The organism is Enterobacter cloacae complex sp. IR5418 (assembly GCF_049238105.1).
GTDB lineage: Bacteria > Pseudomonadota > Gammaproteobacteria > Enterobacterales > Enterobacteriaceae > Enterobacter > Enterobacter hormaechei.
In genome coordinates this window covers 40,097-53,719 of record NZ_JBMKHS010000022.1, presented here as the reverse complement: position 1 = coordinate 53,719, position 13,623 = coordinate 40,097, and the positions used below count along the sequence as shown (strand labels likewise).

At 56.8% G+C, this 13,623-nt stretch carries 14 protein-coding genes; 6 read left to right on the top strand and 8 right to left on the bottom strand.

The genetic code is table 11. The annotated features are described in order from the left end of the window. Nucleotides 1-121: 121 nt before the first annotated feature. From qseB to lysM, 5 genes are all read left to right on the top strand, one after another. Nucleotides 122-781 (top strand): quorum sensing response regulator transcription factor QseB, encoded by a 660-nt coding sequence (qseB, locus tag ACOTX7_RS16665; RefSeq protein WP_221256466.1) that lies wholly within the window; start codon nucleotides 122-124, stop codon nucleotides 779-781. Further along, nucleotides 778-2,115 (top strand): quorum sensing histidine kinase QseC, encoded by a 1,338-nt coding sequence (gene qseC, locus ACOTX7_RS16660; RefSeq protein WP_221813469.1) that lies wholly within the window; start codon nucleotides 778-780, stop codon nucleotides 2,113-2,115. The genes qseB and qseC overlap by 4 nt, the downstream gene beginning before the upstream one ends. A 104-nt stretch (nucleotides 2,116-2,219) precedes the next feature. Next, complete coding sequence (locus ACOTX7_RS16655; RefSeq protein WP_221256468.1) at nucleotides 2,220-2,801, top strand: NAD(P)H-dependent oxidoreductase; 582 nt, start codon at nucleotides 2,220-2,222, stop codon at nucleotides 2,799-2,801. A gap of 30 nt (nucleotides 2,802-2,831) precedes the next feature. Beyond that, nucleotides 2,832-3,146 carry a putative quinol monooxygenase gene (locus tag ACOTX7_RS16650; protein ID WP_003862506.1) on the top strand — a complete coding sequence of 105 codons (315 nt, stop codon included), beginning with the start codon at nucleotides 2,832-2,834 and terminating at the stop codon, nucleotides 3,144-3,146. Nucleotides 3,147-3,231: 85 nt separating this feature from the next. Continuing rightward, nucleotides 3,232-3,672 (top strand): peptidoglycan-binding protein LysM, encoded by a 441-nt coding sequence (gene lysM / locus ACOTX7_RS16645; protein ID WP_221256469.1) that lies wholly within the window; start codon nucleotides 3,232-3,234, stop codon nucleotides 3,670-3,672. Between the two features lie 33 nt (nucleotides 3,673-3,705). On the opposite strand, the gene ACOTX7_RS16640 is transcribed toward lysM, so the two are convergent. The 3 genes from ACOTX7_RS16640 to ACOTX7_RS16630 are packed head-to-tail and all read right to left on the bottom strand — an operon-like array spanning nucleotide 3,706 to nucleotide 8,033. After that, nucleotides 3,706-4,893 carry a glycoside hydrolase family 88 protein gene (locus tag ACOTX7_RS16640; RefSeq protein ID WP_006811974.1) on the bottom strand — a complete coding sequence of 396 codons (1,188 nt, stop codon included), beginning with the start codon at nucleotides 4,891-4,893 and terminating at the stop codon, nucleotides 3,706-3,708. Nucleotides 4,894-4,921: 28 nt separating this feature from the next. Further along, nucleotides 4,922-6,187: an oligosaccharide MFS transporter gene (locus ACOTX7_RS16635; RefSeq protein WP_221813471.1), complete on the bottom strand. Its 1,266-nt coding sequence runs from the start codon at nucleotides 6,185-6,187 to the stop codon at nucleotides 4,922-4,924. Nucleotides 6,188-6,218: 31 nt separating this feature from the next. Then, the gene (locus ACOTX7_RS16630; RefSeq protein WP_221256470.1) at nucleotides 6,219-8,033 is read right to left on the bottom strand and encodes a DUF2264 domain-containing protein; all 1,815 of its coding nucleotides are present in this window, start codon (nucleotides 8,031-8,033) and stop codon (nucleotides 6,219-6,221) included. Nucleotides 8,034-8,199: 166 nt separating this feature from the next. Here ACOTX7_RS16630 and ACOTX7_RS16625 point away from each other — a divergent pair, with 166 nt between their 5' ends. Continuing rightward, nucleotides 8,200-9,036, top strand: a complete 837-nt coding sequence (locus tag ACOTX7_RS16625; RefSeq protein WP_047355134.1) for an AraC family transcriptional regulator — start codon at nucleotides 8,200-8,202, stop codon at nucleotides 9,034-9,036. A 101-nt stretch (nucleotides 9,037-9,137) separates the two neighbouring features. Here ACOTX7_RS16625 and parE read toward each other — a convergent pair whose 3' ends face one another. The 5 genes from parE to nudF are packed head-to-tail and all read right to left on the bottom strand — an operon-like array spanning nucleotide 9,138 to nucleotide 13,546. Next, entirely contained in the window at nucleotides 9,138-11,030 is a 1,893-nt protein-coding gene (gene parE, locus ACOTX7_RS16620) for a DNA topoisomerase IV subunit B (RefSeq protein WP_006811978.1), read from the bottom strand. Nucleotides 11,031-11,058: 28 nt separating this feature from the next. After that, a complete protein-coding gene (gene yqiA, locus ACOTX7_RS16615) occupies nucleotides 11,059-11,640 on the bottom strand; it encodes an esterase YqiA (protein ID WP_006811979.1) in 582 nt (193 codons plus the stop codon). Continuing rightward, the gene (gene cpdA, locus ACOTX7_RS16610) at nucleotides 11,640-12,467 is read right to left on the bottom strand and encodes a 3',5'-cyclic-AMP phosphodiesterase (protein WP_047355133.1); all 828 of its coding nucleotides are present in this window, start codon (nucleotides 12,465-12,467) and stop codon (nucleotides 11,640-11,642) included. Before cpdA ends, yqiA begins: the two co-directional genes overlap by 1 nt. A gap of 27 nt (nucleotides 12,468-12,494) precedes the next feature. Next, nucleotides 12,495-12,917: a DUF1249 family protein gene (locus ACOTX7_RS16605; RefSeq protein ID WP_003862516.1), complete on the bottom strand. Its 423-nt coding sequence runs from the start codon at nucleotides 12,915-12,917 to the stop codon at nucleotides 12,495-12,497. Then, nucleotides 12,914-13,546 (bottom strand): ADP-ribose diphosphatase, encoded by a 633-nt coding sequence (nudF, locus tag ACOTX7_RS16600; protein WP_221256472.1) that lies wholly within the window; start codon nucleotides 13,544-13,546, stop codon nucleotides 12,914-12,916. The genes ACOTX7_RS16605 and nudF overlap by 4 nt, the downstream gene beginning before the upstream one ends. Between the last annotated feature and the right edge of the window lie 77 nt (nucleotides 13,547-13,623).

The following is a 13,623-nucleotide window of genomic DNA, read 5'->3' as shown; positions in this document are numbered from 1 at the left end:
TGTCGTTTCACAATCCATTAAACAGGGTAAACCTTAACAACTTCTTAAGGGGAAAATTTATTTATTTTTACTGTACAGCAGGCGCTTGCAGAAGGTTTACTGACGGCATCAAGGAGGAATTATGCGCATTTTACTGGTAGAAGATGACAAGCTCATCGGCGATGGCATCAAAGCAGGCTTAAGCAAAATGGGCTTTAACGTGGACTGGTTTACAGACGGTAAAACCGGGCAGGCGGCCCTGTACACCGCGCCGTATGATGCCGTGGTGCTGGACCTGACGTTGCCGGAAATCGACGGGCTTGCGATCCTGCGCGCATGGCGCGAAAGCGGTAAGAGCGAACCGGTACTGATCCTCACGGCGCGGGATGCGCTGAACCAGCGCGTCGAAGGGTTACGCCTGGGGGCGGATGATTATCTGTGTAAGCCGTTCGCGCTGATTGAAGTGGCGGCCCGCCTCGAAGCGCTGGTGCGCCGCAGCCACGGACAGGCGCGCAGCGAGCTGCGTCACGGCAAGGTGACGCTCGATCCGATAAGCCTTGTCGCCACGCTGGAGGGCGAAACGCTGGTGCTCAAACCAAAAGAGTTCGCCCTGCTGGAACTGCTGATGCGCAACGCGGGCCGCGTGCTGCCGCGCAAGGCCATCGAAGAGAAACTCTACAACTGGGATGATGACGTCTCCAGCAATGCTGTCGAAGTCCATGTTCATCATTTACGCCGCAAGCTTGGCAGCGAATTTATCCGCACCGTGCACGGCATCGGTTATACCCTGGGTGACGCATGAAACTGAGCCTGAAGCTGCGCCTGACGCTCCTTTTTTTGCTGCTGTCTCTGGCGGCCTGGTTTGCCGCAAGCGTGGTGGCATGGCATCAGACGACCGACAAGCTCGATAAGCTGTTCGATACCCAGCAAATGCTGTTTGCCAAACGGCTGCTGACGATGGACGTGGACGAACTCCGCGCCCCGGAACGCATGCGTGAGGTGCCGAAAAAAGCCAAACACGGCCATCTTGACGACGATGCGCTGGCCTTCGCGATCTTCACCGCCGACGGCAGCATGGTGCTTAACGACGGCGAAAACGGGCGCGACATACCCTATCACTACCGCCGGGACGGTTTTGCTGACGGTCAGTTGCAGGATGACAACGACGAATGGCGTTTTCTGTGGCTGACGTCCCCGGACGGGAAATACCGCGTGGTGGTGGGCCAGGAGTGGGAGTACCGACAGGATATGGCGCTGGACGTGGTCAGTTCGCAGCTGACGCCGTGGCTGGTGGCGCTGCCTGTCATGCTGCTGTTGCTGATTGTCCTGCTGAGCCGGGAGCTGAAACCGCTGAAAAACCTGGCGCAGACCCTGCGTTCGCGCTCGCCGGATGCGACCGACACGCTGCCCACCCACGGCGTGCCGACGGAGGTTCGCCCCCTGCTTGATGCGCTTAACCATCTTTTCGCCCGTACGCAGGAGATGATGGCCCGCGAGCGCCGCTTCACCTCGGATGCCGCCCATGAGTTGCGCAGTCCGCTGGCCGCGCTGAAGGTGCAAACTGACGTGGCGCAGCTTTCCCTCGACGATCCCGAGGCGCAGTCTAAAGCGCTGGGGCAACTGCATGCGGGCATCGACCGCGCCTCCCGGCTGGTGGACCAGCTTCTCACCCTGTCGCGCCTGGATTCACTGGATAATCTTGATGACGTCGAACCCGTGATGATGGCCGATTTGCTGCAATCCGCGGTGCTGGATATCTGGCACCCGGCGCAGCAGGCGGGCATTGATATTCGGCTCAACGTCAACGCACCCGAGGTGATGCGTCACGGGCAGCCGCTGCTGCTGAGCCTGCTGGGGCGTAATCTGCTGGACAACGCCGTTCGATACAGTCCGCGCGGCAGCGTGGTGGACGTGACGCTGAACACCCGAAGCTTTACCGTGCGCGACAACGGCCCGGGCATTTCATCCGATGCGCTGGCGCGTCTCGGCGAGCGCTTTTATCGCCCACCGGGGCAGGACGCGACGGGCAGCGGTCTGGGGTTGTCTATCGTGAAGCGTATCGCGGCGCTCCACGGGATGCGCGTCTCGCTGCGCAATGCACCTGAAGGGGGCTTTGAGGTGACCGTCAGCTGGTAGCTATTATTGCGCTGAGCGCAAAAGACTTTGCACATTTTGCTTATTTTTCCGCTCCGTCCTCGCGCGTAGAATACCCGGCATACTCTCAGCATCGAGGACAAATAATGAGCAACATTCTGATTATCAACGGCGCGAAAGAATTTGCGCACTCTAAAGGCCAGCTCAATGACACCCTGACCGAGGTCGCGGATGGTTTTCTGCGCGACGCCGGACATGATGTTAAGGTCGTGCGCGCGGACAGCGATTACGACGTGAAGGCCGAAGTGCAGAACTTCCTGTGGGCCGACGTGGTTGTCTGGCAGATGCCGGGCTGGTGGATGGGCGCACCGTGGACCGTGAAAAAATACATGGACGATGTGTTTACCGAAGGTCACGGTTCGCTGTATGCCAGCGACGGCCGCACCCGCTCAGATGCCTCTAAAAAATACGGTTCCGGCGGCCTGATTCAGGGCAAAAAGTACATGCTCTCCCTGACCTGGAACGCCCCGCTAGAAGCGTTCACTGAGCAAGATCAGTTCTTTGAGGGCGTGGGCGTAGACGGCGCGTATCTCCCGTTCCATAAGGCGAATCAGTTCCTGGGAATGACGCCGCTGCCGACCTTTATCGTCAATGACGTGATTAAAATGCCGGACGTCCCGCGCTATATCGCAGAATATCGCAAGCATCTCGCGGAAATTTTTGCTTAACTGGTAGCCTGGAATTAGAAGGAGTTAATTATGCTTACCGTTATTGCTGAAATCCGTACGCGTCCTGGCCAACATCACCGTCAGGCGGTACTGGATGAGTTCGCGAAGATCATCCCGACCGTACTGAAAGAAGAAGGCTGCCACGGCTACGCGCCGATGGTGGACGCCGCCACCAGTGCAAGCTTCCAGGCGACCGCGCCAGACTCAATCATCATGGTTGAGCAGTGGGAAACCGTCGCGCACCTCGAAGCCCATTTGCAGACCGCGCATATGAAAGCGTGGAGCGATGCGGTGAAAGGGGACGTTCTGGAGACCCACATCCGCATTCTGGAGCAAGGGGTTTAAAACCTGCCTTCCCTCTCCTTCCGGGGAGGGAATTCTCTCTGACCTGCTATGCTTATTCTGACTTCATGTTTAACAGGAGGATGGAATGGGACTTTTTAACTTCGTAAAAGAAGCAGGCGAAAAGCTGTGGGATAACCTGACCGATCATAAAGGTCAGAGCGACAAAATCACCGAGCACCTCAAGAAACTCAACATTCCCGGTTCCGAAAAGGTTCAGGTTAACGTCACCGACGGCAAGGCCAGCGTGACGGGCGACGGACTGACGCAGGAGCAGAAAGAAAAAATCCAGGTCGCCGTCGGCAACATCGCAGGCGTCAGCGAGGTGGAGAACAATATCACCGCGACAGATGCCCAGGATGAAGCCACCTACTATACGGTGAAATCCGGCGATACCCTGAGCGCGATCGCCAAAACCGTGTACGGCGATGCTAACCAGTACAACAAGATTTTTGAGGCTAACCGCCCAATGCTCTCCAGCCCGGATAAAATCTATCCCGGCCAGACGCTGCGCATTCCAAAAGCGTGATCGATAAGTCGGGGGTGCCCCCCCCGACTGTCGTTACCAGTACAGTTTCCAGCTCTGGGTGAAACGCACCAGCGCCTCCACGTAGAAATAATCTCCCCAGCTTGCACACTCATCCACCCCTTTGTTGCTCGCGAGGTGGTAAACCGAGTGCTTCAGCAGCCCGTTGCCCTTCTCGTCTTTGCCCATCAGGTAATGTTTCGTCAGTGACGACATAATGCCTTTGGCCCACTCCAGATAGCGCTCGCGATCCGGGTCCGTCACCGGCAGGTGCTTCACCAGCTCCAGCAGTCCGCAGACCGCAATCGCCGCCGAGGAGGAGTCACGCAGTGCGTCGGTGCCCACCAGCGCCAGATCCCAGTGGCAGACGTAGTCTTCCGGCAGACGGTTAAGGAAATAATTGGCCAGCCTTTTGGACAAGGCGATCATCGTTTCGTCGCCGGTATAGATATAGCTCAGCAGGAAACCGTAAATCCCCCACGCCTGCCCGCGCGACCAGCAGGAGTCGTCAGCATAGCCCTGCTGGGTATTGCCGTAGCGCGGTGCGCCGGTTGCTACATCCATATAGTAGGTGTGGAAGGTGGAGGCATCGTCACGAATGAGGTACGTCGCAGCCTGCATCACGTGTGCTTTGGCGGCGTCGGCAAAGCGCGGATCGCCCGTCTGCTCCGTCGCCCAGTAGAGCAGCGGCAGGTTCATGTTGCAGTCGATGATCATCCGCCCGGCCTGCTCTGGATCGGAGAGATCGCCCCACGCCTGGATGATCTTCGCCTTCTCGTGAAAACGCTCCAGCAGGGCTTCCGCCGCCAGCAGCGAGAAGCCGCGCGCCTCACGGTTTCCGGTCAGCCGCCACGCGGCTACGCAGGAGAGCGTATAGAGGAAGCCTAAGTCGTGAGTGTTGGTGTCGTTGCGCCCGGCGATGCGCAGGCCAAACGAGCGCACGTGTTTTTCCGCCATCGCGCGGAATTTTGCCTCGCCGCTCATCTCCCACGCCAGCCACAGCTGCCCGGTCCAGAAGCTGGTGGTCCACTCCACGTTGTCAGTTAGCGGATAAAAACCGTCCTGGCAGGTTTCCGCCGGGAATTTGTCGCCGAACTCCGTTAAATGACGGCTAATCAGGTCGAGAACGTGGCTGCGTGCCGAATTCAGTTCATCGCTGAATGCGCGGGCGTCAACGGGCGCAGCGATAGCGGACAGACGTTCCTCTTTGATACGACTTAACATATTTCGGTTCCTTCTTTGACGGCGTAATTTATCGTGTGGACGTTTCTGCTACGTTCAGCGCGCGCGCTCCGCGCCATTTGCTCTGGCAGGCGGATAACGTAAAGGCAGAAATAAAGGTAAAGGTCAGCGCCGTGGCGCCCATGATGATATAGGTCTGCTCGAAGCCGATGCGGTCATACATATAGCCCGCAGGGGAAGAGACCACTACGTTGCCCACGTAGAGCATCGCCTGATAGCCGAGTAAATACATGGTGGCATTCACGCGCTTGTCGAAATGCTCGGCGATATATTTAAAGACCGACACCAGCAGAAGGCATATTTCCAGACCGTACAGCGGCTTAAGCACGGAAATTAACAGGTGAGAATCGCACATACCTGAAATAATCAGACGCGCCCCGACCACCAGCCCGACAATTAACAGCCCGCGCTTGGCACCAATAAAGTTCACAAACAGCGGGACCACCATATACATGACAAATTCCATGCCCGACTGTACGGTCCCGAGATAGCCGAATACGGCGTTGCCCTCATGAATATCATCGAAGAAGGTGACGAAATAACGTGAGAACTGCTGCTCAGCAATAAACATCATCCACGCCACGCCCGCCACGTAGAGGCAAAAAGCCCAGAATTTGCGGTTACGCAGCAGGGCGTAAACGTCCGACGGGGCGATTTTCTCTTTCGTCAGCACCTCGCCTGCGTGTGCGGAGTTAGTGTTCACTTTCAGGCTCAGCAGGACAATCAGCATCACCACCGACGCCACGCTGCCAAGAATGAAGTTATACGCCGGAGAGAGGTTAAACAGCAGGCCGGAGAAAGAGGACGCCACCGCCCAGCCGAGCGATCCCCACATACGGATCTGCCCGAACTCCATGCCGTTTAAGCGGCTAAAGCGGTCGGAATACGATTCGCATGCCGCCACGCCCGCGTACCAGGCAAAGCTTAAATAGAGCGCGCCGATAATAATCCCCAGCAGGGTATTGGACATTAACAGCGGCTGATAAACATAAATAAAGAATGGCGCCATCAGGGCCGACATGATCACCACAAAATAGAGCAGGTATTTGCTCATGCCGATCTTATCGAGAATATAGCCGTAGATCGGCTTGAGAATAACGGAGAATATCCCGTTCACCGCAAAAACGGTTCCAATCACCGATCCGCTCAGGTTGGCTTTCTGACCGAGCCAGATCGCCAGCAGACCAATACTGGCGGACCAGGTAAAAAAATAGAGAAAGATAAAGCTGCTGATTTTGTAATATTCAGTTCTGTTGGTTGTCGATGTACTTTTCATATCATCCTCGCCGGGGTGTAGGGCCAGATTTTTATAATGTGAACGACAGCTTACGTTCGCTTCCGGGTTCGCTAATAACGACCTGGTTATGGGTTATATTCAGCTGTGGCGTCGCCGCAGCGGGCTGATTTGCACCAGCCAGGACGGCGCAACAGAGCCAGCTTTCCCCTTGCGGGAGGTCGGCTTTTAACAACGGAATGGAGGCGCACTCCGCAAACATAATGCTGCTGTTCGGCGGCGTGACGATGCTGTCCGGCTGGCGGCGAATGGCAGGCGAGAGATCGACAATGACGCTGCTGCCGTTTTCAGCCATCAGATAACAGCCGCGATCGCGCACCTGGTGGTCCGTTTTCATTACCGCAAAGCCGCCCTCGACGGTTTGCAGGGTGCGCGCGCTATTGATACGGTGCAGACGCAGGTGCCACTCCCCGAACGGGATCTGCCAGGTCGCAATCTGGACGTCACGCCACGGCGACCAGCGCGAGAAAATGTAATTTTCATCCACCCGAACCTCTTCACACGCGCGACGACCGCGGAAATAGTCGTCTCCGTCCGCCAGCAGCAGCATGGAATCGCAGGCCGCATGCTTCAGGCCAAAACGCCCGCGCTCGATGGTGAAGCCGAAGCGGCTGGAGTAGGCAAATTTGGTGTATTTCGCTTCGGTGTTGACATAATTGTTCAGCTCCAGCTGACCGGCGGTGAGCATCACGACGTGTTGAGAATCTTTCGAATGCATCAGGATCTGCTGCGCATGCGGAATCACATGTTTTTCAGCAAGCGTGGGCAGCGGTTGTTCTTCCGCCTGCCAGAACGGGTGTGCTTCCGGCAGCGCCAGGATCAGATAAGTTTTCAACGCCCAGTAGGGTGAACCGGGGGAGTTGTAATCCTCGCACATCGCCAGGTTCGGATACGCAAAGCCGAGCGTCAGAATGCCGTCGCGATCGACAATCGGCTGCTGTTGCCACCAGCGCAGATGTCGCAGCACAATGCCCTTCACGATGCCCGGGGTGAAGACATCCAGTTGAGAAAAGGCCACCGCGCTCCAGAAGGCGACCATAGCGAAGCGGTAGGTCAGGCTGCGGCCAAACGGTACTGAAGCGCCATCGGCGGCGGACCAGTAAATAAAGTCCTCCGCAAAGAGACGCGAGCGCTCGCGCAGTACCTTCGCCCTCGCCTCGTCGTCACTCAGGGTGGCGTAGATCAGGCCGTAGAAGTGGAAGGCCATGGAGATGTAATAGTCTTTCGGACGGCCCGGGCCATCGGAATACCAGCCGTCGCCGAGGTAGTAGGCGTCCATCAGCGCAAAGCGGTGGTCAATGGCGGCCTGGTCATACGGCAGACCGGCGCGTTTAAAGCCGAGCTGGACCATAATGGCAAAGTAGTTCCAGTTGCTGTCCGGCATTTGCGCGTCGGTGATCTGGTTGAGCCACGCATGCAGGTTCATCACTTCACGTTCAGAAAAGCGGGCGGTAAGTTTATCTCCCAGCAGCGCAAGCCCCAGACCGTAAGCCGCCATCTCCACCAGACGCTGATCGTACGGGCCGGTTTCGCCCCAGTAGCCGCTGCTTTGCGGGTCGGTACCGAGCTTAATGGCAGTAAGGTACTTCTCGCTGAACGGCGTGCTTTCGCCGGACGCCATCAGCGGAAACAGCCCCCACAGCGCGCGGGACAGCCCCTCCATCTGCGCAATGTCCGTTGCGTAATGGGCGCTGGTGTCGCCCAGCGAGAATCGGGAACGGTTCGCCGGAAATTGCGTGTCCAGCGCCTGCAACAGCGCATTCAACGATGCCACCACGTCCTGGCGTGAAGACAATGGATTTGATTTTTCTTTGTTTGCCGCCCACATAGGTTCGCCCTCGTAATCAACTGCCGCAAAGCATAGTGAATCCGTATGGGGCAGAAATGTTAGCCATGTCACAGGCGCGAGCGATGAATAAACCCGCAGTTGAGAAAATTTAAAAAGGTGGTTTATAAAGACGGTCAGTGGGGAAAAAGTTGAGTTTTATTGCACTATGCACGACACGCCGACATCCGATCTTCTGGAACTGATCACCCTGAACGATACCGTGGCCTCGTTCAGCCGCCTGTTTGCCAATACCGTTCGCTACCATCACTGGCATCAGTGCCTGGAGATCCTCTATGTGGAGGAGGGCTTTGGCGTAGCGATTGTCGATAATCGTCACTACACCATGCGTCCCGGACGGCTGTTTTTCTTCCCCCCTTTTACGCTGCATAAGGTCATGGTGGACGAACAGGCGGAGGCGATTTACCGCCGCACCATTATTCACCTCGACCAGCACGCGGTGCTGAAGATCCTGCGGGATTTTCCCCAGACCCGGCAGCGGCTGGAGCGGCTGTCGCGCCGCGGCGGCGAAGCGTGGGTCGCCGATTTAGCCCACTGTCATCACCATATCGACCATCTGTTTAGCTGCTATAAACCGCCAATGAACGGCGAGAGCATCGCCAGCCTGCTGATCGGCCTGTTCGCGATGCTGCCCGACGATCGCGACGGCGAGCCGGGCAACAGCCAGGGGATCGCCAGCCAGGTGATGTTCTGGCTCGACGAGCATTATCAGGAGAAATTTCGTCTGGATGCGCTGGCCGCAGAGCTGGGTAAATCGCGCAGTTACGTATCGCGAAAATTTCATGCGGAAACGGGCGAAAAAATTCACGACTACCTGAACACGCTAAGGTTGCGTAAGGCGTGCGAGTGGCTGCTGCATAGCGAGGCGAGCGTACGTGAGATTGCATCCCGGGCGGGATTTTCCGACGTGACGTGGTTTATCAGCGCGTTTAAAAAGGGGATTGGCGAGACGCCGTTGCAGTACCGGAAAAACCATTCATCGTGATGCGGGGCATTTCTTGCCCGGCGGCGCTACGCTTGCACGGGCCTACGGGATAAGTAGGCCGGGTAAGGCGCAGCCGCCACCCGGCAAAAAGACAGCGTGTATCAGGCCTCTATATCCGCCATGTCGCCTTTCTCCTGTAGCCAGTTACGTCGGTCTTCAGAACGTTTCTTGGCCAGCAGCATGTCCATTACGGCGTTGGTTTGCTGTTCATCTTCATCGCTGATGGTCAGCTGCACCAGACGGCGGGTATTCGGATCCAGCGTGGTTTCACGAAGCTGCATCGGGTTCATCTCACCCAGCCCTTTAAAGCGCTGAACGTTCGGTTTGCCCTTCTTGCGTTTGAGCTGTTCCAGCACGCCCGCTTTCTCTTCTTCCGTCAGCGCATAGTAGACTTCTTTGCCGAGATCGATACGGTACAGCGGTGGCAGCGCCACGTGGACGTGACCGTTTTTCACCAGCGCGCGGAAGTGCTTCACAAACAGCGCACAGAGCAGCGTGGCGATGTGCAGACCATCGGAGTCCGCATCCGCCAGGATACAGATCTTGCCGTAGCGCAGCTGGCTCAGATCGTCGCTGTCCGGATCGATGCCGATCGCCACAGAGATATCGTGTACTTCCTGCGAAGCCAGCACTTCGTCTGAAGAGACTTCCCAGGTGTTGAGGATCTTACCCTTGAGCGGCATGATCGCCTGGTATTCACGATCGCGCGCCTGCTTGGCGGATCCACCTGCCGAGTCCCCTTCCACCAGGAACAGCTCGGTGCGGTTGAGATCCTGGGCGGTACAGTCCGCCAGCTTGCCCGGCAGCGCAGGGCCGCTGGTCAGCTTTTTACGCACCACTTTCTTCGCCGCGCGCAGACGACGCTGGGCACTGGAGATCGCCATTTCAGCCAGCATTTCTGCCGCCTGAACGTTCTGGTTCAGCCACAGGGTAAACGCATCTTTCACCACGCCGGAAACGAACGCCGCACACTGACGTGAGGACAGGCGCTCTTTAGTCTGACCGGCAAACTGCGGATCCTGCATCTTCACGGAAAGCACGTAGGCGCAGCGGTCCCAGATATCTTCTGCGGAAAGCTTCACGCCGCGCGGCAGAATGTTGCGGTATTCGCAGAACTCACGCATCGCATCCAGCAGACCCTGACGCAGACCGTTGACGTGCGTACCGCCGAGCAGCGTTGGGATCAGGTTGACGTAGCTTTCGGTCAGCAGCTCGCCGCCTTCCGGCAGCCACAGCAGCGCCCAGTCCACCGCTTCGGTGTCACCTTCGAAATTCCCGACGAACGGTTTTTCCGGCAGGGTCGGCAGGCCGTTAACCGCTTCGCACAGGTAGTCGTTCAGCCCCTTTTCGTAGCGCCAGCTCTGCTCGGTGTTGTTAACGTGATCTTTAAAGGTAATTTCCACGCCCGGACACAGCACCGCTTTGGCTTTCAGCAGATGCGTCAGGCGGGATACCGAAAAGCGTGGACTGTCGAAGAAGCTTTCGTCAGGCCAGAAGTGGACGCTGGTGCCGGTGTTGCGTTTACCGCACGTTCCGACAACCTGCAAATCCTGCACTTTTTCGCCGTTTTCAAACGCGATGTTATACACCTGACCATCGCGACGGACGTTCACTTCCACGCGCTTTGACAGGGCGTTAACCACGGAGATCCCCACGCCATGCAAGCCGCCAGAGAACTGGTAGTTTTTGTTGGAGAACTTACCGCCCGCGTGCAGACGGCAGAGGATCAGCTCAACGGCAGGAACGCCCTCTTCCGGGTGGATATCTACCGGCATGCCGCGGCCGTCGTCGATGACTTCCAGCGACTGATCGGCGTGCAGGATAACGTCCACGCGTTTGGCATGGCCTGCCAGCGCTTCGTCCACACTGTTATCAATTACTTCCTGGCCCAGGTGGTTTGGGCGCGTCGTATCGGTGTACATCCCCGGACGGCGGCGAACCGGCTCAAGCCCGGTGAGTACCTCAATGGCATCAGCGTTATAGGTTTGCGTCATGATTTAAACTAGCAATTCGCATTGATTGTCAGTGGCTGTGCAGTCCAAGAAAATCGACAATCTGGGTGAAATGATCTTCAAAGCCCGTGAAAGCATGGTTTCCGCCCTCTTCTACAGTCTGGCGGCAGGATGCGTAATACGCCACTGCCTGGCGGTAATCCAGCACTTCATCTCCCGTCTGTTGCAGCAGCCAGATAAGATCGGGCGCTTCAAGCGGGTCGACCTGCATAACTTTGAGATCGTAAATATGGCGTGACTCTAGCACATATTGTTGGCCGGTGTAGGGGTTCTCGTTTTCACCAAGAAAGTCCCTTAACAGCTCAAATGGCCGGACCGCCGGGTTGACGACGACAGCGGGCAACATAAAGCACTGCGACAGCCAGGTGGCGTAGTAGCCGCCGAGTGACGACCCGACAACGCCAAACGATTCGCCGCCGTGTTCAAGCACGATCGATTCCAGCATCTCTGCCGCATCCGCCGGATAAGGGGGCAACTGCGGAATAATCATCTCCACGTGGGGATGATGTGCGCTCAGCCACTGGCGAAACTGCGTCGCCTTTGCGGAACGCGGTGAACTGTTGAACCCATGGAGGTAAAGGAGCGTCGACATCAGTAGCCTTCCGAAGCGGTATCCGGGCGGAATTGTGCCCCGGCCAGACGGCAAACTTCGGTGGTCAGCGAGCCATCGGCATGCAGCTCCAGCCAGCGCCAGCCCGGTGCGATGGTATCCAGCGTAAAGTTGGCGCAATGGGGCTTAAACTGCACGCAGGTAGAGGGCGTCGCGAGCAGGCGGCGACCGTTCCAGTCGAGATCCTGTTCCTGGTGAATGTGCCCGCAGAGCAAATTTTGCACGCGCGGGAATTTCGCCAGCACGCCGTCCAGCGCCGCAGAGTTGCGTAAGCTGTGCTGATCGAGCCAGCTACAGCCCGCCGGCAGCGGATGATGATGCAGTAACAGCAGCGTATTACGATTCGGTTCGGCGGCCAGTTTTGTCTCCAGCCAGTCAAGCTGATAGTCGCTCAACTCACCGTGCGGAACGCCAAACACCTGACTGTCGAGGAGCAGAATTTGCCACTGGTCCCCCGCAAAGACACATTTTGCCGGTGAAATCCCCGCATCCTGAAGCGAACTGTACATGGCGGGCTGAAAATCGTGATTGCCCGGTAGCCAGACGCAAGGCACGCTAAAGCTCGCAATCCCTTCAGCGAAATGCTGATAGGCTGCGGAGGATTGATCCTGCGCCAGATCGCCCGTCGCGACGATCAGATCGCATGGCCGCTTTTCAGCATGGATCGCGTCAAGAACCGCCTGATAACTCTCCCAGGTGTTCACGCCCAGAAGCGTCTCATGCTTTTCGGCAAAAAGGTGGGTGTCGGTGATTTGTAATATCCTGACTGGCGCCCCACCAGCAACAGTCAGGTTCAACAGGCTTTCCAAATGGTGTCCTTAGGTAGGTTTATGACGCTAACAAACCGGAATCGCCATTGCTCCATGTGCTAAACAATATCTTAGCCAGTCGGCTAAAAACTGGTTAATTTGATGCTTTTCGTCGCGTTGATGCAACTTTTTATTCGGATAATCATACCGCGCTTTGAAGCGAAAGATCTGCTGGCTTGAACACACTTCAGCGACCATCGCGTCGTGATAAAGACGCACCGTCATCGACGGCAGGCTCCAGTAGCTGATGCTCGGCGCCGTTTGCTCAATCTCCACCAGCGTAGTGTAGCGCGTTGATTCTGTTATCGTTAACCGATACTGCGCGTTGCTCACCTGATAGCTCACCGTTTCGCCGGGCGCGTCATTTCGCGGCAGCAGGCGGCGCAGCTGGGCGAAATTGGTTTCGCACAGGCGCATCATTTCTGGGAAGTCAGGTGTATAACGCTTCATTTTTTCCACTCGTGTCGTAATGTCTGATAATGCAGCTGTAGCCATTGCAGGGCGATGACAGACGCTGCGTTGTCGATTTTCCCCTCTTCTACCCACTGGTAAGCCTGCTCCCGACTCACCACATGAACCCGAATATCTTCGTTTTCATCTGCCAGACCGTGGATCCCTTCCGCTGTCGTGGCGTCCACTTCGCCCACCATAATAGATGAACGTTCTGTAGTCCCGCCCGGGCTTGCCAGGTAGCTCAACACCGGTTTCGTCCGGGCAACCACCAGACCCGCCTCTTCCAGCGCCTCGCGGCGACCGACCTCTTCGACCGACTCACCTTCCTCGATCATTCCGGCCACCATCTCCAGCAACCACGGCGTTTCGCTGGTCTCATAAGCTGCGATTCGCACCTGTTCAACCAGCACAACTTCATCACGCACTGGGTCATAGGGTAGCAACACTGCCGCATGCCCGCGCTCAAAAATTTCGCGTTTGATCTCACCGCTCATTTCACCGTTAAACAGACGATGCCTGAAACGGTAAAGTTCCATTGAAAAAAAACCGCTATAAAGCGTTTCTCGTGCAATAATTTCTACATCGTTTTTGGCGAAGGTGACAGGCACGTTTTCTGGTTTTTGCATCGGTCGAGTCCTGGTAGCAATGGTGATGAAATTGTGAATTTCAAGGCTGTTTGGCTGCCGTTTGTATGGCTATATGG

Excerpts from the sequence above, each read along its gene's own strand:
- qseB (WP_221256466.1), top strand. The coding sequence starts at position 122 with ATGCGCATTTTACTGGTAGAAGATGACAAGCTCATCGGCGATGGCATC.
- qseC (WP_221813469.1), top strand. The coding sequence starts at position 778 with ATGAAACTGAGCCTGAAGCTGCGCCTGACGCTCCTTTTTTTGCTGCTG.
- ACOTX7_RS16655 (WP_221256468.1), top strand. The coding sequence starts at position 2,220 with ATGAGCAACATTCTGATTATCAACGGCGCGAAAGAATTTGCGCACTCT.
- ACOTX7_RS16650 (WP_003862506.1), top strand. The coding sequence starts at position 2,832 with ATGCTTACCGTTATTGCTGAAATCCGTACGCGTCCTGGCCAACATCAC.
- lysM (WP_221256469.1), top strand. The coding sequence starts at position 3,232 with ATGGGACTTTTTAACTTCGTAAAAGAAGCAGGCGAAAAGCTGTGGGAT.
- ACOTX7_RS16640 (WP_006811974.1), bottom strand. The coding sequence starts at position 4,893 with ATGTTAAGTCGTATCAAAGAGGAACGTCTGTCCGCTATCGCTGCGCCC.
- ACOTX7_RS16635 (WP_221813471.1), bottom strand. The coding sequence starts at position 6,187 with ATGAAAAGTACATCGACAACCAACAGAACTGAATATTACAAAATCAGC.
- ACOTX7_RS16630 (WP_221256470.1), bottom strand. The coding sequence starts at position 8,033 with ATGTGGGCGGCAAACAAAGAAAAATCAAATCCATTGTCTTCACGCCAG.
- ACOTX7_RS16625 (WP_047355134.1), top strand. The coding sequence starts at position 8,200 with ATGCACGACACGCCGACATCCGATCTTCTGGAACTGATCACCCTGAAC.
- parE (WP_006811978.1), bottom strand. The coding sequence starts at position 11,030 with ATGACGCAAACCTATAACGCTGATGCCATTGAGGTACTCACCGGGCTT.
- yqiA (WP_006811979.1), bottom strand. The coding sequence starts at position 11,640 with ATGTCGACGCTCCTTTACCTCCATGGGTTCAACAGTTCACCGCGTTCC.
- ACOTX7_RS16605 (WP_003862516.1), bottom strand. The coding sequence starts at position 12,917 with ATGAAGCGTTATACACCTGACTTCCCAGAAATGATGCGCCTGTGCGAA.
- nudF (WP_221256472.1), bottom strand. The coding sequence starts at position 13,546 with ATGCAAAAACCAGAAAACGTGCCTGTCACCTTCGCCAAAAACGATGTA.